This is a genomic window from Sphingobium sp. Z007 (assembly GCF_900013425.1).
GTDB lineage: Bacteria > Pseudomonadota > Alphaproteobacteria > Sphingomonadales > Sphingomonadaceae > Sphingobium.
In genome coordinates this window covers 888,606-913,875 of sequence record NZ_FBXK01000001.1, presented here as the reverse complement: position 1 = coordinate 913,875, position 25,270 = coordinate 888,606, and the positions used below count along the sequence as shown (strand labels likewise).

Sequence of the window (25,270 nt, the reverse complement as noted above, 5' to 3'; positions counted from 1 at the left end):
TCAGACGGCGTCGGCGGCGAAGGCCGCCCGTACCGTTCCGACTCCGTTAATTCTTGCTTCCACAACATCGCCGCGGCTCACCCCCGCCATGGGCCCGAGTGCGCCCGACAGGATCACGTCGCCTTCGAGCAACGGACGCCCGACGCGCGCCATGACCCGCGCCAGCCACAACGATGCGGTGATCGGGCTGCCCAGGCAGGCGATGCCTGCCCCGACTGAAACAGGCTCACTCTTGATCTCCATGACCATTCCGCACTCGCGCAAGTCGAGCGCCTCGAGTTTGCGCGGGACGGCTCCCAGCACAAACAGGCCGCTGGAGGCATTATCGGCCACAGTATCCCAGATGCGAATGTCCCAGTTGGCTACACGGCTATCGACGATCTCGATCGCCGGCACGACATATTCCACCGCTCGGATCATTTCGGCAGTCGTAAGGTCCGGATAGAGAAGGTCGCGGCCGATGACGATGGCGATCTCCGCCTCAACCTTGGGTTGAATGACCTGATTAAGTGAGATCGGTATGCCCTCGGGAACGTCCATATCGGCAAACAGCATACCGTAATCGGGCTGATCGACACCAAGCTGCCTTTGGACCGCAAGCGAAGTAAGGCCGATCTTGCGGCCAACCAGCCTTCGACCGCTGTCGAGATAGTGTCGCGTATTGACCTCCTGCACGGCATAGGCCGCATCAACGCCACCGGCCGATATGAGATCGCGTACCGGCGTCACGGGCGTTCCGCTTATCGCTGCGCCGCGCAACAATTCGGCGGCTTGTTGAATGACCTGAGGGTCTATCGTGCTTTCCATGTTCATGATCTCAAAGCTTCAGGCAGATATTTGCGGTTTCAGTGTAGAATTCGAGGCTATGGACGCCCCCCTCCCGGCCGATCCCGGATTGACCCGATCCGCCAAATGCCGTGCGCAAATCGCGCAGGAACCAGCAGTTGACCCAGCACACGCCCACGCGCATGGTCGCAGCCACCCGGTGCGCGCGCGAGACATTCTCGGTCCATACCGTCGCGCACAGACCATAAGCGGTGTCGTTGGCCAGTGCGGTGACCTCATCCTCCGTGTCGAACGGAATAACCCCGCAGCATGGTCCGAAGATTTCTTCGCGCATCACGGTGCTGTCGTGCGCAAGGCCGGTCCATAATGTTGGCTCGATATAGAAGCCGTCCGCGTGCTCTCCATCGATCTTGGGGATCCCGCCGCCGACCACGACCGTTGCCCCTTCTTCTATCGCTTTCGCGTAATAGTTGAGGACCTTGTCTCGGTGCTCCGCGCTGATCAGCGGGCCAAGATAGGCCGGATCGCCGATGGCGCCGGGTCTAAACGCCTCTGCGGCCCGCGCCATCCGCCGGACAAATTCGTCGTATAGCGGACGTTCGACATAGACCCTCTCCGTGCCGAGGCAGACCTGGCCGGTGTTGAGGAAGACCGAGCGCGAAAGTCCCTCGATTGCCTTGTCGAGATCGGCGTCGGCAAAGACGATCGCCGCATTCTTGCCGCCGAGCTCGAAAGAAACGTCCCGGACCCCGACAGCGGCCTTCTGCATGATCGCCTGGCCAGTTCCGGTCTCGCCGGTGAAGGTAATTGCGTCGACGTCCTTGTGTGAAGTCAGATATTCCCCAGCCGAACCCGCGCCGAAACCATGGACGACATTGAACACACCCTCGGGCATCCCGACTGCATTCATCACCTCGCCCAAGAGGGTCGCGGTCCTGGGCGTCTCTTCCGACGGCTTGACCACCACCGTATTACCGCAGGCCAGAGCGGGTCCGACCTTCCAAGTCATAAGCAGCAATGGAAAATTCCACGGGCATATCACCGCGATCACGCCCTTGGGCTTGCGCACGGCATAGTTGATCGCCTGCCCGCCATCAGGCGTTGGCGTGTTAAAGGATTCAGTTGGCATGGTCGCTACGACATCGGCGAACATGCGAAAATTCGCGGCGCCGCGAGGAATGTCGATGTGCGAGGCAATGTGACGCGGTTTGCCCGTGTCGGCTACCTCGGCCTCGAGAAAGTCGTCCGAACGACGCTCGATCTCCGTGGCTACGGCACTAATCAGCTTAAGCCGTTCGGCCGTCGTCATACTGCCCCACGGACCATTGAGCGCTGCCTTTGCCGCCGCGACAGCGTCGGCCACGTCAGCTTCGCTCGCTTCATGAACCGTGCCAATCTCCCGGCCGGTCGCCGGATTGACGTTGACAAACGTCTTGCCATCCCCGCCCTCGCGATATGAACCCGCGATGAAATTAAGAATGGTGTCGGTCACGGATCTAGACATATTGCTGTTCATCTGCTTACTTCGTTCCATCTTATTTGCGCGCGCAGACCATTTAATGCTGTCGCCCGCCGATCGCTGACAAGCCGGCGTTCGCACATGCAATATCGAGTTCTTCAGACCCACCCGAGACGCCGATTGCGCCGACGAATTCGCCGTCGATTACGATCGGCAGTCCTCCGCCGAACATTACAATTCCCGGTTGAATCGCCAGACCGGTGCTCAGAGCTGGATTGCCCGCTACCATCTGGTACACTTCAAGGGTCGAAACCCTGAAGCTGGCAGCGGTATAAGCCTTGTCCTGAGCGATCTGCGACGAGGGGAATGGTGCGCCGCTCGCGCGCAGCATTGCCACCAAATCGCCCCCTCCCCCGATGACTGCGGCAACGACCGCGCAGCCGGCTTCCTGTCCCTTGGCAACCGAAGCCGAAACCGCTTGAGCGGCAAGGGCGTGTCCGATTGTCCGGATGGTCACCAGGCCGTCCATGGTCAGGTATTGACCGTCATGAAGCGGTCGTTCAGTGCCTTTTCATAATAGAAGATCGCCTTGCCGGCATTCTCGGCCTGCCACATGCGGCGTGGGTTGTCCGGATAGTAGAAATAACCGCCGCTGAACGTCTCGTTGCGATTGCCGGACGGGTCGAAGAAATAGATCGTCTGGCCGCGGGTGATACCATGGCGCGTCGGCCCGATATCGAGCGAGATATCGTAACGGCTGATAATGTCAGCTGCGTGCCCGACGTCATGCCAGGATTCAAGGCAGAAAGAGGTGTGGTGAATACGGCCGTCTTCCGGATATCCCAGAAAAGCGACGTCGTGGGCCTTGTTGCTGCACGACAGGAATATTCCGAGGCGTTGACCGGAGGCTTCGTCGACCAATTCCTCGGTTACTGAGAAGTCCAGAGCTTCGACGAAAATCTTGGCGCTTGCTGAAATGTCCACGCCGTTGAGTGCGCAATGATCAAAACGCGTCGCGCGCATTCCTCGCGGTTCGGCAATCCAGACATCGGGATTTCGGACTGCAGGTCCGGTTTCGGACAGCTCCATTTCCGCAAAAAGGTCGAACATATGTCCGGTTGGCGTATTGAAACGGATCTTCCGCCCAACCCCGGGTTCCTCACCGGCCGGAATGACATCGACATGCACGCCCGCATCGAGCAGGCGCTCGGCAAAATGATCCAAGTCCGAATCCTTCGCGACCTTGAACCCCATTCTGTCCAGACCGGCCGAATCCGCCTCGCGCAGGATGATGCTGTGGCGGTCAAACTCATCGAAAGCCTGGAAAAAGGCGCGACCGCCTTCAACGCTGACGAGATTGAGACCGATCCGGTCGCGATAATGAAGGATGGACTCTTCAAGGTCCAGAACCCGCAACTGCACATATCCAGGGCGGAGTACACCGGTCAAAGCCATTCTAGTTCTCCTAGTCCAATCAGGCCTTCAGGCCGTTGGTGAAAAATTCAGACACAATTCGATTGAAACTGGCCATCCGTTCGATCTGGACCCAATGGCCGCACTCGCCGAACACCTGCAAGTCGGCGCGGGGCAGCAGATTTGCCATGCGCACACTCGAGTCCAACGGAATGACCTGATCGAAACGACCGTGCAGGATCAGTGTCTCATGCTTCAACGCGGCAATATCTTCTTCGCGGCTTGCCAACATCGCTACATTGCGCTGACGGTCTTCGCCGCCAAAGGTCGCGTGATAGGGCTCATGCGCGTCCGGTCGCGCGCTCGCTTCGTACCGGGACTGGATCAGGTCTTCCGTCAGCCTGCTCTGATCCCAAGCCAGAAACTTTAGAGAAGAGCGCATGGCCTCTACCGATGGTTCATAGCCCCAGACTTGATCCAGTGCCGGTGTGATCGGAAAATTAATGCCCGCCGGCCCCATTAGCACAGCCCGTTCCACGCGATCTGGATGGGCGATCATGAAAGCGAGGGTAATACCGCCGCCGAACGAGTTGCCGACCATTGACACCTTGTCGATACCCATTTCGTCAAGCAAGGTGACTAACTGGCTGACCCAGACCTGCTTGTCTTCGATCCTGCCCTTGGAATCGGAATAGCCGAACCCAAACATATCCGGTGCGATAACGCGGAAACGCTTGGCAAGTTCAGGCATGTTTAGCCGCCAATTAGCCCAAGCGGTTACTCCGGGACCGGATCCGTGGATCAGCAGAACCGGAGCGCCCTCTCCCACATCATGATAGTTGGTTACACTGCCATCGACAACCAGCGACGTGCCGATCTCGGGGCGCGCGACATCTTTCATTACGGCCACCTTAGCTCTCCCAATCTATCATTTTCTACACTCCTGCGCCGCTATTTTCTGTCGCTAAAATGGGAAATGCATTGCTTAGAACGCTTCAAACGACTTACTCATTATTGCACTAAAGAGAACGCATTTGCAAATGGGGAATGCATGTCGCGGATTATGTGCCTGCGAGACGCATTTTGCGAAGGCTCAGTCCAATCCCTCAGCTTTGAACGCGGCCCCCACTGCGGGACGCTGACCGATCTTGCCGGAATAAGCGCCAAGCGCGGGATAGCCGGACATATCGATCCCCACATATCGCGTCCATCCCAGCATCACGAACAGGTAAATATCCGCAACGCTGAACGCATTGCCGGCGTAATAATCTCGACCGGTTAGCTCCTTTTCGAGCAGAGAAAGGTGATTCTGGACCGATACTGCTGCTGCCGCCTTGAGATCGTCAGACGTTCCGGGAGCAAATAGGGGCACAAAGGCCTTGTGGAATTCAGAGCTTAGGAAGTTGAGACGGCTCAAAAACTGATAGCGCTCAAGGCTCCCCTCGCTTGGTGCCAGCCCAGATAACGGACTCTGATCAGCGACATAAAGCAAAATAGCCGGATTTTCCGTCAAAATTTGGCCACTGTCCAAGACAAGGGCCGGGACTTTCCCGGAGGAATTGACCATCAAAAAATTGTCGCCTGCGTCGGTCTTGCGGGTGGCGAGATCGACCTTTACCGCTTCAAAATCCGCACCAATTTCGAGAAGGGCAATATGTGGAGCGAGCGAGCAGGCACCGGGGCTGATGAACAACTGCATTGTGGTTCTCCTCTTGCATCTTTCAGTAAAAACGACCGCAGAAAAATCTCTACTGTCAGATCGGCGTCGCCAGCAGGGTGGCAATGCGGTGGGTATCGTAGACGCACGTTCGGCTCATGAGCATTGCAGCGCCGTCCTCAACAAGAAACCGATCAACATACTTCCCCGCGTTGTAAATGCGCGTCTCACCGTCGTTACGGGTTTGCAGCACGGCATAGCTCGCCTCAGCAGTAACCACGTGAGCATCGACCGCCGTTAGGACCGCTCGCGAGATCAAGTGGCGACTGAAGTGTTCAGGAAAGACGTTGGCTCGACGCAACGCGACCACGCGGTCGGCGAGCATGCCTTTGCTGTCGCAATACATGACCGCAGCCGGAAAGCCGTTGTCCACGTTCTCGCGGGCTATCACTTGATATAAACAGTCATCCACGAAGAACTCCGGCCACTCCTCGAGCCGTCCGTCATCCAAGCAAAGACCATAAGCAGCGTTCAAAGAATCGACAAGACCCTGTAGAACGGGATCAACCAGGCTCACGCGAGCACCTCCGCGGTCGAAGGGGCTAAAGCATCGTCCATCAGCTCCAGATATCCTTTCCAGAACCCGCGTACGGCGTTCTCATCCATGCCCATCGGCGCGTAGTATCCGCGCACGTCATCCCCGCCCATTTCGATGAAGTTGTATTTGCCTTCCGCTCCAACGGTACCTTGCTGGCACAGTTCAACCGCCTCGCCGTCCTCCATCGATATCAGCCCGGAAGGTCCCACCAAATTCAGGTTGCGCAGCCGGTGTCGGGTCGTTTCCTCATCGTCATCGGCGTAACCAAAATAGGTCCAGACCAGTTCGGTCTTGTCAACGCTATGTGTCACGATCTGTCGCGTCGCCAGCGTGTTTTGGATCTGCTGCAGCACAACGGATGGAAACAGCGACTGAATATGCAGCCCGATATCATCTGCAATCTCCGGCCGGAACTGGAGTAGACTTTCATCCTGCAATTTCGTGGCCCCCTGCATCTCCCGATTGGCCTCGTCACCAAATGACGTATAATCGATGTCACCCTTAGGCTTTGAGACGGTAAAGACGTTATGGAAGCCTTGCTCGGCAAGCTCCCCGGCGCTGTCCTGGCTTTGGCGATAGATGCCGAAGGTTGGATAGAACAGGTGCAGCAAGGCACCATGATAGCTATCCCGACTGTTTTCGGAATAGAGCTTCCAGTTGCCGGACATGTACTGACGTGCATAGCCCAGCACTTTGACTGGACGATGGAAAACCCTATCAATATATTTGCGCATCACAGGACCCAGGAAATCCTCAAGCGGCTCCATCTCCAACGAAAACGTTCCGAACACCATCCCCTTGTAGCTTTCAACCCGTAGCGTTTCGAGCGAGTGATTGGCCGGGTCGAAATCCTTGTCATACCCCCCGACGCCCTTCATGCCACGCCGGAACGGCACGCCAACCAGCTTACCTTCGGCATCGTATGCCCACTGGTGATATACACAGACGAACGCGCCATCTGCCTGGTTGCCGCGTAGCGACCGGCACACCGTTGCTCCTTTGTGCGCGCATCGGTTAACCCAGGCATGAATCTGGCCCTCTCGTCCACGCACCAAAACCACGGGTGTTTCGCCGACATGCGTCGCTCGAAAATCGCCAGCATTGGGGACTTCCGCATCGAGCCCCAGGTAGCACCAGGTTCGACCTTTGAAGACGTTTCGCTGCTCAGCGGCGAAGACGTCCGGCTCGTGGTAGACCCTGTAGTCGATCGCCGTCGGAGTGGATCGTTCAGCCTCTACCCGTCCGATGGAATTCATTTCGTTTCTCCTCCAAAGCCCTGTCCCGATGCGAGTTGTCCGCAGATGCGCATCGCGCTGAGCATCATTGAAGAGTCCGCCTTGCCAGTGCCGACGATGTCATAGGCAGTGCCATGGGCAACCGACATGTGGAGATAGGGCGGCCCCATCATGATCACGCAGTTGCCGGAAAATCCCCACGTCTTGACGGCAATATGCCCCTGGTCGTGGAACATGGCCAAAACCATGTCGTAGCGACCCTCAATACACTGGCGGAAGACCGAGTCCGGTGCGACGGGTCCTTCAACGGCGATCCCCATGGCCTTCGCCTGCTCGACACCCGGCGCAATGGAGAGCCGCTCTTCGTCGCCCATGGCATGGGGATTGAGCCCGGCAACCACAATCCTCGGGTGGGTAATGCCCCAGGACCGCATGGCGTCGTTGACCTGCCCGATAGCACTAGCCACCAAGTCAGCCGTTATGACGTCGATCACTTGGCGTAGGGGCATATGATCAGTCAAATGCGCGACTCGTAAAGGTCCGGTCAAAAGAACAAGATAGCTCTCACCAGGTGTGGGGCTGATGACTTTGTCCAGCTTCCCTGCCATCTTGAGAGAGCCGGTACTGATCGGACCCATGATCGTCGCCGCGAAGGACCCGTCTCGCGCTAGCGCGTCCAGTTGATCGAGCCATTCCGCGGTGGCGTGACCCGCGGCCTCGGTATCTTCGCCCAGCGGTAGAAACCCAGCGGGCAAGGCCCCGGTATCAATCACGTCGATAACGCCCCGATCGTCGCTTGGCATCTCGAACGATCTCATGATACGAACGCGCGCTTTCACGCCTGTGAAGTCGACAGCCCGCTCTACGGCAGCGGCCGATCCGACCAGAACAGGGACCGATTCGTCGTGAACGCGACCGCTTGCAAGGGCCTTGACTACAACCTCCGGACCGATACCCGCTGGGTCACCTATCAGCGTACCAACAACCGGCCTAGGGCCTGACGAGACCATCAGTCGGTTAGATGCTGTAGACATCGAGCATGGTCTTCGCGACGTCGTTGATAACAATCGTCTTCTTGCGCCTGATTACGAAGGAATTGCCTGCCGGAGAGAGATCATAGTGCGCGGTTCCGCTGTAGACGGTAACATCCCCTTCAAGCACCGATGTCACGGACCATGACGTGCGCGCATGCAACGCATCGTCCGTGTCCTCCAGAGATAGCAGGCTAAATATATGCTGTGTACGAGGAGGAGGCGTACTAGCCGAAGACCGACCAGTCCGGATGCGAAAGATCCTATCTTCCAGCCCGCCCCGATTATGGTAATAAATCAGGGAAATTTCACGTTGCGGATCGACCGTCAGGCGTTCGCGGTCATCCCAGGCAGGCACCCAATATTCAGCGTCCTCGGCATAGAGTGCGAGCCAGGAATCCCAGTCTTTTTCATCGAGCGCTTGAGCCTCCCGGCCCAAAAAACGGCAAACCGTTACCCATCTTGCATCTACGTCCGTCAAGAAATCAATTCCTTGTCCCCAAAAGCCATTAGTTCAGCGCTTTCACGATCAATCGCCAAGTGCATCCGGTTCACCCACTCATCGTGAATCGCCACGTAAAGGCCTTCGTCAGCCACGGCGGGACTGCTAAGAACTGCGTCTACGCCCAACCCCACACCGAATTGGCCGGCTCCCCGTTCCCACCTTGGGGCACCGCGCGACATGTCGTTCATCCGGCCTTCTCCGGCAGCAAAAGCGATCTGGCAATTATTAAACTCAGTTAGATCGTCAGGCGTGGCCATGCCGCTAGCGTTGAAGAAGTCTTCATACTGGCGAATCCGCAAAGCACGGGCTTTGGCACTTTCGCCAACGGGCGCAATGCAATATGTCGTAACTTCGGTTTCATCGACGGACACAGGTTGAATGATCCTGATTTGACTACTGGTCTGGTCCATCAGAAACACATTAGGAAACAGTTGCAGATTGCGGATGCGCTTGTTCATCCATAATGCTTTCTCATCGCCATGACTGGCAGTGAGCCACTCAAGCGCCTCAAAGTTAGGCCGGTCGCTGAAATTCGCGTAGTCAGCCCATAATACAGTATGGCCATTCTTGAAAGAAAACGAGCCGCCATCCTGCCGATTGAAATTCGCAAAGTCGATAGCTTTTGTATCGTTCTTCGATTCACCTAGGACACGCCTTTGAACGGTCATGAAGTAGTTCGCGTGTACCGTGCTGACGTGGTACCCATCCAGCCCATTCTCAACCTGCATTTTCCAGTTACCCCGATAACGGTAACGCGTTGCGCCAGGAATTACCTCCAGTTCGCCGTTCTTTGATTGGTCGACCAGCAGATCAATGAAGGCTTTAGAACCGGATAAATAATCCTCAAGCGGTAAGACGTCTTCGGTAAGGCTGGCGAAGATGAAGCCGCGATAGCTTTCGACGCGCGCAATTTGCGGTAAGCCGAAATCGGCTTTGTTGAAGGCGGGAGCATAGCCGCCAGCCGCTTCTTCCGTTACATCCAGAAGGTCCCCTGCAGACGAATATGTCCATCCGTGGAACGGGCACATGAAAACCTTCTTGCTGCCAGCCTTCTCCCGACATACCCGTGCCCCCCTATGCGCGCAGGCATTAATCATGCCGCGGATAACACCCGCCCTGTCGCGCGAGATGATGATGGGCACCCGCCCGATTTTCGTCGTGACGAAATCGTGCGGCTTGGCGACCTGACTCTCGTGCGCAACGAATACCCAGTTGCGTTCGAAGACATACTTAAGCTCAAGCTCGAAAATATCGGGGTCAGTAAAAGCTGCGCGATCAACCTGATATATACCACGCGCCGGATCCTTGGACAGCCAGGATTGCAGACGCCCCCGAAGGACTTGCAGATTTTGTATACGGCCCGCCAGATCTTCCATAGCATTCATGTTTGATCTCTCCCGCACTTATTGAACCTCAGTCAGCCGCCGATAATGACGATCCCAAACTGCCAAGCCACGATTCCCCAAAATCCACCGGAAAAACAGGGAACGCGCACCTCGTGCTAAGGAACGACTCGAAACCCGGACTTGCGTTGAGCCTAGTACACGGATAATTTTTGTCGTGCAATGTATTGCACACTATGAAATATGGGGCTAGACGCTTTCATGCGACCGTGCTCGATTGCGCGACTGCCTGCGACTCTTTCTCGAAAAAGAGCGTCCGGAACAAAGATTAAGGGGAGAAGCTGCCAATGCCATCGGTCACAGAGCTTGGATATCTCGGCCTTTCGGTGACAAATCTTGCTGCGTGGCGGACCTACGCAGCCGAGGTTGCCGGGATGGAAGTCGTCGATGACGGAGAGGGCGATCGCATCTACCTCCGGATGGACGCGTGGCACCATCGCATTGTGCTACACGCGGGCGAGGTCGACGACCTCGCCTACCTCGGATGGCGGGTTGGCGATCCAGTCGAGTTTGAGGCTATGGTTGGCAAGTTATCGGCTGCGGGTATCGCAGTTACCGTTGCGAGCGATGCCGAAGCGCGTGAGCGCCGCGTCCTGGCGCTGGCAAAACTCGTGGATCCAGGCGGTAACCCAACCGAAATCTTTTACGGTCCTCAAGTGGATGCTCATAAACCTTTCCACCCCGGTCGGGCAATGTTCGGGCGCTTCTTGACCGGTTCGGAGGGCCTCGGCCATTGTATATTGCGCCAAGATGATGTCGCCGCAGCAGCCAGCTTTTATGGTTTGCTGGGCCTGCGCGGTTCGGTCGAATACCATCTGCATCTGCCCAACGGCATGGTTGCGTCGCCCTACTTCATGCATTGTAATGATCGCCAGCATTCGATCGCCTTCGGCCTCGGCCCGATGGAAAAGCGCATCAATCACCTGATGTTTGAATATACCCATCTCGACGACGTAGGTCTTGCACACGATATCGTGCGGGAGCGGCAAATCGATGTTGCGTTACAGCTCGGTAAGCATGCTAACGACCAAGCTCTTACGTTCTATTGCGCCAATCCTTCAGGGTGGTTGTGGGAGTTCGGATGGGGTGCCCGCAAAGCCCCCAAACAGCAGGAATTCTACACCCGCGATATTTTCGGTCACGGAAATGAAGCCCAGGGATATGGTATGGATGTTCCTCTCATGTAAGAGGGCTTGAGATCGGCTGTCAAACTAGAATGCAAGAGGATTACATAGCACGATGTCAAATAAGGTACGCCTTTGCCCGGTTGCCGATGTGAAGGAGGGCGAGCCCGTAGGCGTGTTCCTCGAGCACTTGCCAGCACTGGCTGTCTACTACGTCAGCGGGGATATATATGTCACCGATAATATGTGTACCCATGGAAACGCAATGCTGACCGACGGATACCAGGATGGAGGTATCATTGAATGTCCGTTTCATGGCGGCTCGTTCGATATTGCCACCGGTGCAGCCAAGGCATTTCCCTGCCAAGTACCGATCAAGACCTACACCGTGGCAATCGACGAGGGCTGGGTTTGGATCGACAAGCCGGGGGAGCCAAGCTGAAAATGACCAGCGCGACATTTGATCGACTTCGGCTGCAGCAATTTGCGAGCGACTTAAACGCAACCCATGCTGAATTTATTGATGAAGATCGGCTGGAGGAATGGGCCGAACTCTTTGTATCCAATTGCACCTACAGGGTCATAGCGCGTGAAAACTTTGACCGCAATTTGACGTTAGCCGCGATATTCTGCGACAGCAGGGGCATGCTGCTTGACCGCATCGTGTCACTGCGCAAGGCGAATATCTTTCCCGTTCACAACTACCGCCATATTCTTGGTCCAACACGCATCGTTTCGGAACGGGGATTAACGGTTACCGCACAAACCAATTACGTCGTTCTTATGACGCGAACCGACGGGCACACGACAATATACAATTCTGGAAAGTATATTGACGAGATAGAATGCGACGAAGATCAATCGCGTTTTATTTCAAAGATCGCTGTATTCGATACCAATGTCATGGACACGATGATGGTTCGTCCAATCTGACGCTTTTTTTGGGAGTTTAGCCATGGTAGAAACAGCGCTTAAAGACAAAGTGGCTTCGGAAACGACGGGCACAGCTGGCTACCGTGTTCCTTATCGGGTATTCACTGATCCGGCCTATTACCGGCGCGAACAAGAGCAAATCTTCCAGGGTGAGACCTGGTCGTTCGTCGCTCTGGAAGCAGAGGTGCCTGAGGCGGGTGACTTTAAGTCCACGTTCATCGGTGAAACGCCGGTGATAGTAACCCGCGCAAGCGACGGCCGAGTTCATGTTATGGTGAACCGCTGCGCCCACCGCGGTGCAATGGTCTGCCGCGAGGTTCGCGGCAACCGGCCCAACCTTGAATGCGTGTATCATCAGTGGGCTTACGATTTGGAAGGTAATCTCGTCGGGGTTCCGTTCCGCCGCGGGCTCAAGGGTCAAGGCGGCATGCCAAGCGACTTCGACATGAAGCAGCATGGTCTTAAGAAGTTGCGCGCTGGCTCGGTAGATGGCCTTGTGTTTGCAACTTTTTCAGAGACTGTTGAACCTCTAACGGACTTCTTAGGTCCGATTGTGGTCGAGCAAATCGCGCGCATCATGTGCAAGCCAATCAAGGTTCTTGGAGATCAACGGCAGAAGGTTCACGGCAACTGGAAGCTTTATGCGGAAAACACCCGCGACCCCTATCATGCGAGCTTGCTCCATCTGTTTCATAATACTTTTGGGCTCTACCGCTCTACCCAGACTGGCAAGAGTGTCATGGACGCGAGCAAGCGCCATTCGCTGCTTTACTCGATTGCTGCGAGTAACGACGATGCGTCAGACAAAAAGGCCTATGGCGACTCACGAACTTTCGATACTGAGTTCAAGCTTCAGGATATGTCGCTCCTGAAGGGTCGGCAGGAATTCGATGACGGAGTTTCCCTCGTCATCCTCGCCGTGTTCCCAAACCTGGTTCTCCAGCAGATTCAGAACACGCTGGCGGTCCGGCAAATTGTGACGCAGGGCACCAATGCGTTTGAACTTGTCTGGACCCATTTCGGGTACGCGGACGATGACGCCGAGATGCAATCGATCCGGCAAAAACAGGCGAATCTGATCGGGCCTGCCGGGCTGATCTCGATGGAAGATGGCGAAGCGGTCGAGATCGTGCAGCGATCCATTATTGGCGAGAATGACGCGACATCCTACATCGCCATGGGTGGCGGTAGCCCGGATGACGCCGATCATCTGGTCACCGAGGGCGCAATTATCGGATTTTGGCACAACTATGAGAAGCTGGTTGGATACGAGTTCAATTCATGAACAAAACGATCGATTTCTATTTCGATTTTATTAGTCCCTTTAGCTATCTTGCGCAGCTAAAGCTTCCAGACTTGGCACGCAAGACAGGTTGCACGCTCGAATATTGGCCGATTGACATTCCAGAAGCGAAAATTGCTGCCGGCAATTATGGGCCCTCCAACCGGGAAGTGGTGCCGAAGATCAAGGTCATGATGGCCGATCTGCAGCGGTGGGCTATCAAATATGCAGCGCCATTGAAGTTCCCCGCCAGTTTCGCCTGTGCGGACTGGAATTGCGCGGTGCTCTACGCTCGCAGCCAAGGTAAGGCCGAGGCATTTGTAACGGCAGCGTACCATCAGATCTGGGGGATTGGCATCGATCCAGGCAATGCCAGTGAGCTGCGTCGGTGCGCCCACGACGTAGGGCTTGATGCTGATGCATTGTTACAGTTTGTTAATTCGTCCATTGGCCGGAACGAATTTCGTAAAGTGCGGAGTCAAGCTTACCAGAGGGGTGTGTTTGGCGCACCGCTAATGTTTGTCGATGAACAGATATTTTGGGGCAACGATCGGCTCGATTTTCTTGAATCGTACTTGATCAATAGCCGATAGTCTATTTTGATTTGGAATCGTGTTTATGTTGATCGAAGAACAAACAGAGCCGTCCGTTGACTCTATGGCCGCTAAGCTGATCTTTGGAGAGTTTTCTGCATGGGCGCACAATATTGCAGCGAGAAATGGCGATTGCCATGCTGATTTCGCAAGGCTCGACAAATGTGACGCTATTGTTCCCGATCAGGAACTGGCATCAAGGGATTCATCTATCGGTGGCACTGTTCAAGTCTTTGAGCAACGCTCATTAACCCAGATCTTCAAGCAGTTTTTCGGAAGGCTAATAACCTCGTTCAAAGATCGGCCTTATAAATAAAATCGTTCATGGACATGACATTTAGTCAATTTTCCAGACGGAAGAATTGTTACTAGTTGTATCTAGGTTGTTTCACTTGATAAACGATTACTTTAAGTACTTATAATAATAATATAAAGGATAAATGTGGTGGAAATTTCACTTTATTCTATCAGGGAGAGAAAAATGAACACTATTTTGCGCATTGCTAGGAAGCGGGCATTCTTTTTGGCGGGCAGCAGCTTAGCGATTGGATATATAGTCGCATCGTCGACCTCGGCCTGGGCCCAGGATGCGGCAGCTCCCCAAGCCGCTAGTGAGCAGAGCAGGCGAGGTCTCGACGATATTGTCGTAACCGCACGCAAACGCGAGGAGAATGCGCAGGACACGCCAATTGCCATCACGGCAATGAGCGGCAGTATGATTGAAGACCGGCAGATCGCTAACGTGGCGCAGGTCGCATCCTACGCACCAAACGTCAATATTCAGCCGGTAGGCAATATCTCTGGGTCTAGCGCGTCGCTCACAGCCTTCATCCGCGGTGTCGGTCAAACCGACTTCAATATCACAGTAGATCCTGGTGTCGGAATCTATGTTGATGGCGTCTATGTTGCGCGTTCGGTCGGCGGTCTGCTCGACATGGCCGATATCGGCAGTGTGCAGATTCTGCGCGGGCCGCAGGGCACACTGTTTGGCAAGAATACGATCGGCGGCGCAATCATTGTCAACAGCAAACAGCCGACGGACAAATTCGAGTTGCAGCTTGAGGCGACAACCGGACGGTTCAACCGAGCCGACGTTAAGGGCATTGTGAATATACCCATCAGCGATACACTCGCCATGCGCGCAGTTGCCTCCTACGAAACGCGAGACGGGTACCAACGTCGCTTGTTCGACGGCGGCCGGCAAGGCGACAAGGACAGCTTTTCAGGACGTGTAACGTTTAAGTGGGAACCTAGCGATGCTTTCACCGCGACCCTCGCGGGCGACGTGAACATCCGCCGAGAAGCATCAGCAGCCTACACGCTCGTTGAGAATCGGGACTCGCCCGACCTATTGCAGATCGTGAACATTAACGGTCGGACGGTGGCATTTCCCAGCTCCAACTTCGGATATAACAAACTTGGCGGCGGTGCTGGGCAGTGCGGCGCACCTGGAGAGCTTGCTCCAGTTAGTAATCCCAATTGCGTCTCCTCTCGTTGGCTAACCGACGACATCGACGAGACCTGGGCCGGTGGCCCCAACCGATCCGATTTCGACCTCTGGGGAACGAACTTGACGCTGGAATACGACATGGGAGATGTGACGCTTAAGTCGATCAGCGCCTATCGCGACCAGAAGTCGACTATTGAATTTGATTTTGACGTGACCCCGCTTGAGGTGCTGGGTCTTACCAACAATATCGATCTCTGGCAGGCGTCACAGGAGCTTCAACTGATAGGAAGCGTACTAGATGACCGGCTTAAATTCACCTTGGGTGCCTTTTACCTTAAGGAGAAAGGTGAGGACATCGAACCATTACGATTCGGCTTTGCTAATTTCTTCAGCGGTGGCAAAATTAACAATGACAGCTACGCCGCTTATCTTCAGGCAACGTTCGACGTTACAGATCGCCTGTCAATAACTCCCGGTATTCGCTACACAGATGAGACCAAACGCTTCGATCCTTCGGCGCAGGTCATTACGCGTGATTATACGCAAGGCGTACTTCCGCCATATCCTGATGGCGTATTTATACAGTATAGTCGCTGCATTGTCGGACAGGCGGTACCGCAGCTTCTGCCAAATGGGTTCCCTGACCCGGCGTGTGTGCCTGCGGCGGTCAATCCCGGCGGCAACCATACCATGCCTGCCGTCGAGGTTAATGCAAAGGCGAAGGAATGGACACCGTCGGTCGCGGCGAACTACCAGTTCACGGATGACATCATGGGGTATGCCTCCTACTCGAAGGGCTTTAAAAATGGTGGCTTCAGCCAGCGCATCTTCCCGGCCGAACAAGTCACGCCCTCGTTTACACCGGAATTCGTGACATCGTATGAAATCGGCCTTAAAACCGAACTGTTCGATCGGCGCCTTCGCTTGAACCTGGCGTTGTTTCAATCGGATTACTCCGACATCCAGATCGTCGTGAACGAGGGGATCGCGCCGAAGGTACGCAACGCCGGCAAGGGACGGATCAAAGGCTTCGAGGTCGAAGGACAGGCAGCTCCAACCGATTGGCTGCGGATTGATTATGGCCTAGGTTATCTCGACGCCAAATATCGCACAGTTGATCCGTCAGCGTTTCCCGTCAATTTGGGTTCGAAATTCGCCTTCGTGCCCGAGTGGACGACGACGGTGGCAGCCAACATTACCGCATTCGACAACGACAATGGTAAGCTGTCAATCCGAGGTGATTGGTACTATCAAAGCGGCACCTTCAAGGATGCAGTCAACAGCCCGCAGCTGTACCAATCAGGCTACAGCGTCTTTGGTGCGAACGCATCTTACGCGCTGCCGGGGGAACATTTCACCGTAACTGCTGGTGTAACCAATTTGGCTGACAAGCGCTACATCCAAGGCGGATATGTCGATTTGGACGTTGGCGGTGCGGCAGGCGCCACTTATTCCCGACCACGCGAATGGTTCCTCAAAGTAGGCTACAAGTATTGATCATTGGGGCCAGGGGCGGTGACACACGCCGTCCCTGGTACTTGGCAACATGAAGGCGGCAGAACAATGACGATCGCAGTTCTCTTCACTGACTGTCTAAAACAATCGGTTTTGGCTGCGACCCACCCATGAAACGTATTGTCGTCGCCATAACCGGAGCGACAGGTGCGATATATGGGCAGCGTCTATTATCAATGCTGAGAGATCATGGAGGCTGGGAAACCCATCTCATCATGTCGCAAGCCGCCTTGCTTAACATCCGCGAGGAACTTGTTAACGGTCGTCAGCAGATCGAGGATGCCGCCGATGTTCTTCACAGCATTCGCAATGTTGGCGCAAGCATCGCGAGCGGTTCTTTCCTGTGCGAGGGTATGGTGATCGCTCCATGTTCGATGAGGACGCTCGCCGCGGTTGCCAACGGGCTATCCGACAATTTGATCACACGCGCAGCTGACGTCATGCTCAAGGAAAGGCGCAAATTGGTGATGATGACGCGTGAAACACCGCTAAACCTCGCACACCTGCGCAACATGATCGCATGCACTGAAATGGGAGCGGTGATTTTTCCTCCGGTTCCTGCATTTTATAGCCGCCCCATCGACCTGTGCGACATCGTCGATCATAGCTGTATGCGGGTGCTCGATCAGTTTGGCGTACATGGTAACATACAGGATCGCTGGCAGGGCCTTACCGGCGAACGCGCCGAAACTTCGACCCCACTCCAACCCGAAAGGCAGTGATGATGGATTGGATGATCAGACGTAGGGATGTGTTAGGGGCCTGCGCGGCCGGAGCTGCAGCAACAGGCTTGGGAAGCTTTCTTCTTAGAATGCCAAGAGCGCACTATGGCGTCACGTTGGTTGAGGAAAGCGCCGTCCCCGAAAGCCGCCAGTTCGCCTCCGCGTGGGCTGTTGGCGGATCAGTAGATAAAGTAATCCGTATCGACCGCTCGCTCAACGGGTTGCTCGAAGAGCTCGAAGCGCCAGTAGGCATGATTGTTGGGCTAACCTCTGACCCCGCCGCGATGATCGCCGGCATGGTGTTGAGCCATCGTGGCGCTTATTCGCGTCTTCTTTGGCAACATCATTATACAGACAGTAGGTGGGTTCATCGGACCGTGGGCGAAGCTCGCCTCCTCGAGGCCGCAGCGCACGACTGGCCAGTGGCGGTCGCGCAAAAGTTGCGTGACGCCGTTGATGGCAGATCTGAGCCATCGGCGAACATCTGCACATCAGCCGAGTGCTCGCTGCCCGACAGCAGCCCGGGTATGCTGACTTCGTGGGTTTATGAATTGGAAGGACACCGGTCATGAGCCCTATTCTTCCCCAGGGAATTGCACCTGCCGACTTCGAAAAGGCGCTTGACGAGCTCGTCGGGGTGGTAGGCAAAGCGTGGGTGTTCATTGATGAACAACCTCTTTCGAGTTATCGCGACGCTTATTCGCCACTAGCCGATGATGCCATGCTGCCGTCCGCAGCGGTTGCACCTGACGGGGTCGAACAGATTCAGAAGATCCTGGCGATCGCCAACGCATACAAAATCCCGCTCTGGACGATCGGCACCGGTCGAAATCTTGCCTATGGCGGCCCTGCCCCCCGCAAGTCCGGCTACGTCATCCTCGACCTGCGACGCATGAACAGAATTCTCGAAGTCAACGAAAAATACGGTTACGCTCTTGTCGAACCGGGTGTATCGTACATGCAGTTATACCGGCACCTGCGCGCAATTGGCAGTAAGTTGTGGGTTGATCCAGCTGCACCGGCATGGGGCGGCGTGATGGGCAACGCGCTGGAGCATGGGGCAGGCTATACGCCTTATGGCGACCATTTCATCATGCAGTGCGGCATGGAAGTGGTGCTCGCTGACGGCGACGTGATACGGACCGGCCAGGGGGCTCTTGCAGGCTCGAAACATTGGCAGGCGACCAAGCACGCCTCTGGGCCTCAGTTCGACGGCATGTTCACCCAATCAAACTTCGGCGTAGTTACCAAAATGGGCATCTGGCTGATGCCTGAACCCCCCGGCTACAAACCTTTCATGATAACTTACCAGCGGGAAGAGGACCTCGAGGCTATCTTCGAGATCACGCGCCCGCTCAAGGTTAATCAGATAATCCCCAACGCCGCTGTCGCAGTTGATCTTTTGTGGGAAGCGTCTGCCAAGACGACGCGTCGTCATTACTTCGATGGCAAGGGCCCCCTGCCACCTTCAATCCGCACTCGGATCGCCTCGGACCTGCATTTGGGGATGTGGAATTACTATGGGGCGCTGTATGGACCACTTCCTGTGATCGCGAACAACTGGAAGATCGTCGAGGACGCGCTGATGAGCATCCCGGGGGCCAAATTGTATCTCAACCGTGAGAACGACCCGGCCTGGGACTACCGCGTGCGACTGATGCGCGGGGAGCCAAATATGACTGAATTTAGCATCATGAACTGGGTTGGTGGCGGCGGGCATATTAACTTCTCACCGATATCCGCGCCAAGTGGCTCGGAAGCTCTTGCGCAATATAATCTCATCAAGCGGCGCTGCCATGACCATGGGTTCGATTATATCGGCGAGTTTCTCGTCGGTTGGCGCGACATGCATCACATCCTGATGATCATGTACGACCGGGCTGATGAGGCTATGCGCAAAGGTGCCTACGATCTGTTTGGTTTGCTGGTCAATGAGGCGGCGGAAGGCGGCTTTGGAGAGTACCGCACCCACCTCGCTTTCATGGATCAGATCGCCAAGACCTATAAGCATAATGACGGCGCGCTGTGGGACGTTCACCATCGCATCAAGGATGTAATGGACCCAAATGGCATCCTCTCACCGGGCAAGCAGGGCATCTGGCCCAAAGCGATGCGCGCGCTGTCATGATCGAAGCCGCGGGTTCCGCGCCCAAATCAAGGATCGAAGAGCAATGAAGAATTTGGACCACTGGATCGGCGGAGCCCCGGTAGCGCCGGGTGGCAACGCCTACTTCAACGATCTCAACCCGATCGACGACAGTGTATATGCAAGAGTAGCGGCTGGCACTGTCGACGATGTCGATCGCGCGGTACAGGCAGGAACTGTTGCATTTCGCCTCCACCGTGATCTGCCGGCCGCAGTTCGCGAAGGCTGGATGGTCAAGGCAGCAGAGATACTGGAAAGGGATATCGCCAAGTTCCAGGACGTATTGATCGACGAGGTCGGCTCGCCTGTCGCCAAGGCAGGGTTTGAGACCCGATTTGGTATCGGTTTTTTGCGCGCAGCCGCAGGCGTTCCTCGCCGCGTCCGAGGCGAAACAATCCCGTCCGACACCCCAGGTCGTTTCAGCATGAGCTTGCGCCTGCCCGTGGGCGTCGTGGCAGGCATAACCCCGTTCAACGTGCCTCTCATCAAGGGTATAAAGCAGTCGGCCATGGCGCTGGCGACCGGCAACGCTTTTGTACTGCTTCCTTCGGAAGCTGCGCCGCGCCTTGCCGATCTACTCGCCGGGCTGTGGCGTGAGGCGGGCGTACCCGATGGCTTGTTCAACATCGTCTACGGAAATGGCGCGGAGATCGGAGATGCTCTTACCGGCCACGCCAATGTTGCCGCGATAACATTCACCGGTTCGTCCCGCGTGGGCAAGCACATTGCCGAAATCGCAGCGAGGAACCTTAAGAAATATACGCTTGAACTGGGTGGCAAGAGCCCCCTGATCGTCTGTGCCGACGCCGATCTGGACAAAGCTGTTAGCGCAGCGCTGTTCAGTATTTTTATGTATCAAGGTCAGGTATGTATGGGCGCTTCTCGTATTTACGTTGAACGCCCCGTATTCGAAGCTTTTGCCAAAGCCTTCGCCGCCGCAGCCACTGGCGCCAGAACGGGCGACCTTCGCGATCCAACCACCATGTTAGGGCCGATCATTTCCAGCCGCCAGCGTGATCGTGTGCGCAGCCATGTCGATGATGCCCGCGCCAAGGGCGCTGAAGTGCTCGCCGGCGGTGAATGGAATGGCAACTGCTGCGCTGCCACGGTGCTCAGCGGCGTTACTGCTGATATGACCGTGTTTGCAGAAGAAACCTTTGGGCCTGTAACGTCGCTCTATCCGTTCGATACGCTCGAAGAAGCGATCAAACTGGCCAACGAGACCGACTATGGCCTCTCTGCCGCGATATTCACGCGCGACCTCGACAAAGCCTTGCGCTTTGCCAGGGAAGCCGAGAGCGGAATGGTGCACATCAACGCCCCAACCCTGTACGATGAACCGCATGTTCCATTCGGGGGAACCAAAGCTTCCGGGTTCGGACGGGAAGGAACCGAAGCAGATCTTGAGATCATGACCGAATGGAAATGGGTAACAATCCAATCTGCAACGGCTATTGCCAGCAGCCACTGAACGGCAGCGGAAGGAACGGGACATGAACGATTTGGCCGATAGGGCGCGCGGCATTTCCTCTTTGCGCGATTTTCTGGAACTGCTTAAAGATGCAGGCCAAGCGATCACCTGGAGTGATCGGGTGATGCCGGAACCAGACCTGCGAAACATCGCTGTTGCAGCTTCGCGCGATGCCAGCGGCGCGCCTGCCATCATATTCGACAACATTGCGGGCTATCCTGGCAAGCGGACCGTGGTCGGCGTACACGGTTCGTGGGACAATATCGCGCTACTTTTAGGGCGTCCGAAAGGCACGACGATACGCGAACTCTTTTTTGAGATAGCCGGTCGGTGGGGCGACGCCGAGGCGCAGATCAGCTTTGTTCCGGAGGAGCAAGCTCCGGTCCACGAGTGTCGGGTAGAAAGCGGAATTAATCTCTATGATATTCTGCCAGTATACCGTATCAATGAATATGATGGCGGCTTTTACCTCGGAAAGGCATCAGTCGCATCGCGCGATCCGGAAGATCCCGACAATTTTGGCAAACAGAATGTCGGCATCTACCGGCTGCAGCTGCAAGGCCCGGATTGCTTCAGCCTAATGACCATTCCGTCGCACGACATGGGTCGGCAGATCATGGCCGCTGAACGTACCGGTCTGCCGCTCAAAATTGCGGTAATGCTCGGTAATCACCCGGGGCTTGCCGTCTTCGCAGCCACTCCCATAGGTTATGAGGAATCCGAATACTCCTACGCATCCGCGATGATGGGTGCGCCGATCAGACTGACCAAGTCGGGAAACGGTGTCGATATTCTCGCGGACAGCGAAATCGTTATAGAAGCTGAAATGCAATTGGGCGAACGAGTCTTGGAAGGACCATTCGGCGAATTCCCTGGCTCCTATAGCGGCGTCCGGAAGGCGCCACTCTTCAAAGTCACCGCTGTCTCACATCGTCGAGACCCGATCTTCGAAAATATCTACATCGGTCGTGGATGGACCGAACATGATACGCTCATCGGGCTGCACACGTCGGCGCCGATTTACGCACAGTTGCGCAAGGACTTTCCAGAAGTAACCGCAGTCAATGCGCTCTACCAACATGGGTTGACAGGAATTATTTCTGTCAAGAACCGGATGGCTGGTTTTGCCAAGACCGTTGCCCTACGCGCGCTGAGCACCCCTCACGGTGTGATGTACCTCAAGAATCTGATCATGGTCGATGCCGATGTAGATCCCTTTGACCTAAATCAGGTCATGTGGGCGCTTTCAACCCGCACCCGCGCCGACGATATCATCGTGCTGCCGAACATGCCGGCCGTGCCGATCGATCCGTCGGCGGTCGTTCCGGGCAAGGGCCATCGCCTGATCATCGACGCGACAAGCTATCTGCGTCCCGACCCCATTGGCGAAGCGCATCTTGTCAACCCGCCAACCGGCCTGGAAATCGATGCCCTGAGCAAAGCCATCCGGGTACTTCAGCAAGGAGTTGCACAATGAGCGATATGCTGTGTCCACGCTGTTCGAGAGCTAACGCGATAGTAGACTATCAAGGGCGGCAGGACGACACCGTCGTTTGGACGATCTTTCGCTGTATTACATGCTGTTTCTCATGGCGCGACAGCGAGCCCGCTAGCACCATTGGGGTTGGTGCGCGTTCGGCGGACTTCGCTGTCGATGCGGCAAATCTAGATCGCTATCCCAAGATTCTTCAGCAAGTTGGCAAGTGAGGAAGACACGATGACAGATCAAGCCCGCCAGAAGGCTGCGCTTGCAGCGCTCGAAGCCGTCTTGGGTACCGCAGCGGTAGAACGATCTGCAAAAATACTGTCTCGTTACGCTACAGCGCTTGCGACTCCAATCGGTGTCGTGATGCCTAGCGATGTGGGACAGCTGACGGCGGCACTTGCCACAGCAAAAAAGGCCGGTGCTGTGCTGCAGCCCGTCTGTAATGGTGCGCACGGACTTGAAAAAGTTGGCCTGGATCAGGTCATAGTGCTTGATTTGCAGCGCATGAACCGAGTCCTCGAGGTGAATGAGTCACTGGCGTATTGCCTGGTGGAACCCGGCGTCACCTTTCGCGAGCTTGACGCCTATATCAAAGGCAAGGGAATTAAGCTGTGGATCGATTTTACCGGCAATCCCGACGCGAGCGTGGCTGCCAGCTTCGTTAGCCGTAGCGCAGGGTACACGCCCTATTCTGATCATTTCCTGATGCAGTGCGGACTCGAGGTCATGCTTGCCGATGGCAAGATGGTTCGCACCGGCATGGGTGCCATGCCCAAGAGCACCTGCTGGCAGCTGTTCAAGTTCGGCTACGGCCCTTGGATTGACGGGCTGTTCACGCAATCTGATTTTGCCGTGCCGACCAAGGTTGGGACCTGGTTGATGCCAGTACCGCCAGCTTCCAAGACATTCATGGTCACTGTCTCCGACGAGGAAGGGCTTGCGCCGATGTTTGACGTGCTCGGACCGCTCAAGCTCAACATGGTCGTCGCCAATGGCGTAGCCGTAGGTAATGCCTTGCATGAAGCCGCTTTGCTCGGCAGAAAGCGTCGCGACTTTGCCGGTCAAGGTCCCATGGCGGCAAGCGCCGTCAAGGCGGCCGGCCAGTTGATGGGGCTAGGATACTGGAACCTCTATGGCGCGCTTTACGGTTTGCCGGACAACGTTTCGCTTCTGTGGGATAGCGTAAAGAGTGCCTTTGGTTCAGTTCCTGGAGCGAAAGTCATTGCAAACGGAGAGGGTGTCGATCCCAGGCTTTGGTCATGGAGGATGGGCACGATGACCGGTGCTGTGGCAAGCCCACCGACGCAGGTCGCGGGATGGAGCGGCGGCCAAGCGCTCACAGTGAATCCGGTGAGCCCGGTCGATGGGGAAGAAGTGATGCGGCTCTACGCGCTTTCACGTGACGCCTGCGCGCAACACGGTTTCGACCTCCTCAGCGAAACTGTTGCCATCTGGCGGTCCGCCAATCACCGCCAGTTTCTACCTTCCGCTGGCGGGGACAAAAATAGTGTTGAGCGCAGTCGCCAATGTGCCGAAGCTTTAATTGCGATGCAGGCGACCGCCGGGTTTGGTCAAGTGTTCACCGAACCGGGTCTGCGTGCAACCGTCGACAAGACGTTCGCTGAGGGTGGACTATCGATACTGCACGATAAGGTTAAGAAGGCTCTCGACCCCACGGGGCTATTTGCATCCGCCTGATTTGGAGGGCGATCAATCGAGTTGGAGGCATAATGAAAATAGTCTTTGCCATGTCGCTTCTAGTTACGCTGAGCGGCTGCATCGCCGAAGCGAAAGATCAGAAGGCTGACGGCGCGGAAAACTATGCGTTGATGTGCGCCGGATGCCACGATCCTGGCCCAGGACACCCGGCAACCATGTTACTTCAGCAAGCAGGGCGACCAGTGCCAGCACTGATCGGTCGGAAAGATCTTGAGCTTGAATATTTGCGCGCGGTTGTGCGGCAGGGATTAATCGAGATGCCGCCATTTCGTCCAACGGAATTAAGCGAAGCGGAAATTGATGAAATTTATGCTCACATCATGCGCGGAAAGCCCTCAAAACCAGCCACTGCGATTCAGACAACGAAAGAGCCGTAAGAGAGAGAGATTCTATGCAGGACCATAGTTTTCCCAAAGTCGGTAGCTCTAACGGGTGCAGAGCTGTCGATCCTCATCTGGTGCGGCAGATGCAAGCGATGGTAACCCATCTCACCGATGAGGCGCTCAACGCGCAGTTCGGCATAAGTTACAATACGTGGCGTAAGCTGATAGCTGGAAAGCCGGTGCGTGCATCGCTCCTCGCTCGGTTGGAGGCGCGCCTAGCGTCGCTCGGAGCAAAAATTGTGCGAGAGAGCACGTGATATGGAACATAAAAGTTAAGTCTCGGGATTTATCGGATTTATCGAACCAAGCATTACAGTTAGCACTAGTAGGTGAACTGCGCATTGCCTCACCTGATTTGC

At 55.8% G+C, this 25,270-nt stretch carries 26 protein-coding genes; 15 read left to right on the top strand and 11 right to left on the bottom strand.

Features of this window, described 5'->3' with window-relative positions; genetic code table 11:
* The 11 genes from CEQ44_RS04195 to CEQ44_RS04145 form a co-directional block, all read right to left on the bottom strand.
* Entirely contained in the window at positions 1-813 is an 813-nt protein-coding gene (locus tag CEQ44_RS04195; RefSeq protein WP_088189931.1) for a 2-keto-4-pentenoate hydratase, read from the bottom strand.
* 4 nt (positions 814-817) lie between these two features.
* Positions 818-2,302, bottom strand: coding sequence for a 2-hydroxymuconic semialdehyde dehydrogenase (locus CEQ44_RS04190; RefSeq protein WP_088189932.1), 1,485 nt, complete (start codon positions 2,300-2,302; stop codon positions 818-820).
* A gap of 40 nt (positions 2,303-2,342) precedes the next feature.
* Entirely contained in the window at positions 2,343-2,774 is a 432-nt protein-coding gene (locus tag CEQ44_RS04185) for a heme-binding protein (protein WP_088189933.1), read from the bottom strand.
* Positions 2,775-2,776: 2 nt separating this feature from the next.
* Positions 2,777-3,700 carry a catechol 2,3-dioxygenase gene (locus CEQ44_RS04180; protein ID WP_088189934.1) on the bottom strand — a complete coding sequence of 308 codons (924 nt, stop codon included), beginning with the start codon at positions 3,698-3,700 and terminating at the stop codon, positions 2,777-2,779.
* Between the two features lie 19 nt (positions 3,701-3,719).
* On the bottom strand, positions 3,720-4,559 hold the full coding sequence (locus CEQ44_RS04175) for an alpha/beta fold hydrolase (protein ID WP_088189935.1): 840 nt from the start codon (positions 4,557-4,559) through the stop codon (positions 3,720-3,722).
* A 192-nt stretch (positions 4,560-4,751) separates the two neighbouring features.
* Positions 4,752-5,357, bottom strand: a complete 606-nt coding sequence (gene gstA, locus CEQ44_RS04170; protein ID WP_088189936.1) for a glutathione transferase GstA — start codon at positions 5,355-5,357, stop codon at positions 4,752-4,754.
* Between the two features lie 55 nt (positions 5,358-5,412).
* On the bottom strand, positions 5,413-5,892 hold the full coding sequence (locus tag CEQ44_RS04165) for an aromatic-ring-hydroxylating dioxygenase subunit beta (protein WP_088189937.1): 480 nt from the start codon (positions 5,890-5,892) through the stop codon (positions 5,413-5,415).
* On the bottom strand, positions 5,889-7,169 hold the full coding sequence (locus CEQ44_RS04160) for an aromatic ring-hydroxylating dioxygenase subunit alpha (RefSeq protein WP_088189938.1): 1,281 nt from the start codon (positions 7,167-7,169) through the stop codon (positions 5,889-5,891). The genes CEQ44_RS04165 and CEQ44_RS04160 overlap by 4 nt, the downstream gene beginning before the upstream one ends.
* Positions 7,166-8,158 (bottom strand): PdxA family protein, encoded by a 993-nt coding sequence (locus tag CEQ44_RS04155; RefSeq protein WP_254798202.1) that lies wholly within the window; start codon positions 8,156-8,158, stop codon positions 7,166-7,168. The genes CEQ44_RS04160 and CEQ44_RS04155 overlap by 4 nt, the downstream gene beginning before the upstream one ends.
* A 7-nt stretch (positions 8,159-8,165) precedes the next feature.
* Positions 8,166-8,660, bottom strand: coding sequence for an aromatic-ring-hydroxylating dioxygenase subunit beta (locus CEQ44_RS04150; protein ID WP_088189940.1), 495 nt, complete (start codon positions 8,658-8,660; stop codon positions 8,166-8,168).
* On the bottom strand, positions 8,657-10,069 hold the full coding sequence (locus CEQ44_RS04145; RefSeq protein ID WP_088189941.1) for a Rieske 2Fe-2S domain-containing protein: 1,413 nt from the start codon (positions 10,067-10,069) through the stop codon (positions 8,657-8,659). The genes CEQ44_RS04150 and CEQ44_RS04145 overlap by 4 nt, the downstream gene beginning before the upstream one ends.
* 305 nt (positions 10,070-10,374) lie before the next feature.
* Here CEQ44_RS04145 and bphC point away from each other — a divergent pair, with 305 nt between their 5' ends.
* From bphC to CEQ44_RS04075, 15 genes are all read left to right on the top strand, one after another.
* Positions 10,375-11,274: a biphenyl-2,3-diol 1,2-dioxygenase gene (bphC, locus tag CEQ44_RS04140; protein ID WP_088189942.1), complete on the top strand. Its 900-nt coding sequence runs from the start codon at positions 10,375-10,377 to the stop codon at positions 11,272-11,274.
* Between the two features lie 52 nt (positions 11,275-11,326).
* Positions 11,327-11,653 (top strand): non-heme iron oxygenase ferredoxin subunit, encoded by a 327-nt coding sequence (locus tag CEQ44_RS04135; RefSeq protein ID WP_088189943.1) that lies wholly within the window; start codon positions 11,327-11,329, stop codon positions 11,651-11,653.
* Positions 11,654-11,655: 2 nt separating this feature from the next.
* The gene (locus tag CEQ44_RS04130; protein WP_088189944.1) at positions 11,656-12,144 is read left to right on the top strand and encodes an aromatic-ring-hydroxylating dioxygenase subunit beta; all 489 of its coding nucleotides are present in this window, start codon (positions 11,656-11,658) and stop codon (positions 12,142-12,144) included.
* A gap of 22 nt (positions 12,145-12,166) precedes the next feature.
* On the top strand, positions 12,167-13,429 hold the full coding sequence (locus CEQ44_RS04125) for a Rieske 2Fe-2S domain-containing protein (protein WP_088189945.1): 1,263 nt from the start codon (positions 12,167-12,169) through the stop codon (positions 13,427-13,429).
* Positions 13,426-14,019, top strand: coding sequence for a 2-hydroxychromene-2-carboxylate isomerase (locus CEQ44_RS04120; protein ID WP_088189946.1), 594 nt, complete (start codon positions 13,426-13,428; stop codon positions 14,017-14,019). The genes CEQ44_RS04125 and CEQ44_RS04120 overlap by 4 nt, the downstream gene beginning before the upstream one ends.
* A 19-nt stretch (positions 14,020-14,038) precedes the next feature.
* A complete protein-coding gene (locus tag CEQ44_RS23875) occupies positions 14,039-14,335 on the top strand; it encodes a hypothetical protein (RefSeq protein WP_179212562.1) in 297 nt (98 codons plus the stop codon).
* A gap of 129 nt (positions 14,336-14,464) precedes the next feature.
* Entirely contained in the window at positions 14,465-16,966 is a 2,502-nt protein-coding gene (locus tag CEQ44_RS04115; protein WP_254913871.1) for a TonB-dependent receptor, read from the top strand.
* A gap of 128 nt (positions 16,967-17,094) precedes the next feature.
* Positions 17,095-17,706, top strand: coding sequence for a UbiX family flavin prenyltransferase (locus CEQ44_RS04110; protein ID WP_088189949.1), 612 nt, complete (start codon positions 17,095-17,097; stop codon positions 17,704-17,706).
* Positions 17,706-18,278: a twin-arginine translocation signal domain-containing protein gene (locus CEQ44_RS04105; protein WP_254913872.1), complete on the top strand. Its 573-nt coding sequence runs from the start codon at positions 17,706-17,708 to the stop codon at positions 18,276-18,278. The genes CEQ44_RS04110 and CEQ44_RS04105 overlap by 1 nt, the downstream gene beginning before the upstream one ends.
* A complete protein-coding gene (locus tag CEQ44_RS04100) occupies positions 18,275-19,834 on the top strand; it encodes an FAD-binding oxidoreductase (protein WP_088189950.1) in 1,560 nt (519 codons plus the stop codon). The genes CEQ44_RS04105 and CEQ44_RS04100 overlap by 4 nt, the downstream gene beginning before the upstream one ends.
* A gap of 43 nt (positions 19,835-19,877) precedes the next feature.
* On the top strand, positions 19,878-21,323 hold the full coding sequence (locus CEQ44_RS04095) for an aldehyde dehydrogenase family protein (RefSeq protein WP_088189951.1): 1,446 nt from the start codon (positions 19,878-19,880) through the stop codon (positions 21,321-21,323).
* A gap of 22 nt (positions 21,324-21,345) precedes the next feature.
* Positions 21,346-22,800 carry a non-oxidative hydroxyarylic acid decarboxylases subunit C gene (locus CEQ44_RS04090; protein WP_088189952.1) on the top strand — a complete coding sequence of 485 codons (1,455 nt, stop codon included), beginning with the start codon at positions 21,346-21,348 and terminating at the stop codon, positions 22,798-22,800.
* Positions 22,797-23,030: a non-oxidative hydroxyarylic acid decarboxylases subunit D gene (locus CEQ44_RS25275; protein ID WP_088189953.1), complete on the top strand. Its 234-nt coding sequence runs from the start codon at positions 22,797-22,799 to the stop codon at positions 23,028-23,030. Before CEQ44_RS04090 ends, CEQ44_RS25275 begins: the two co-directional genes overlap by 4 nt.
* A 10-nt stretch (positions 23,031-23,040) precedes the next feature.
* Entirely contained in the window at positions 23,041-24,507 is a 1,467-nt protein-coding gene (locus tag CEQ44_RS04080) for an FAD-dependent oxidoreductase (RefSeq protein WP_088189954.1), read from the top strand.
* A 32-nt stretch (positions 24,508-24,539) separates the two neighbouring features.
* Positions 24,540-24,905, top strand: a complete 366-nt coding sequence (locus CEQ44_RS04075; protein ID WP_088189955.1) for a cytochrome c — start codon at positions 24,540-24,542, stop codon at positions 24,903-24,905.
* Positions 24,906-25,270: the final 365 nt, after the last annotated feature.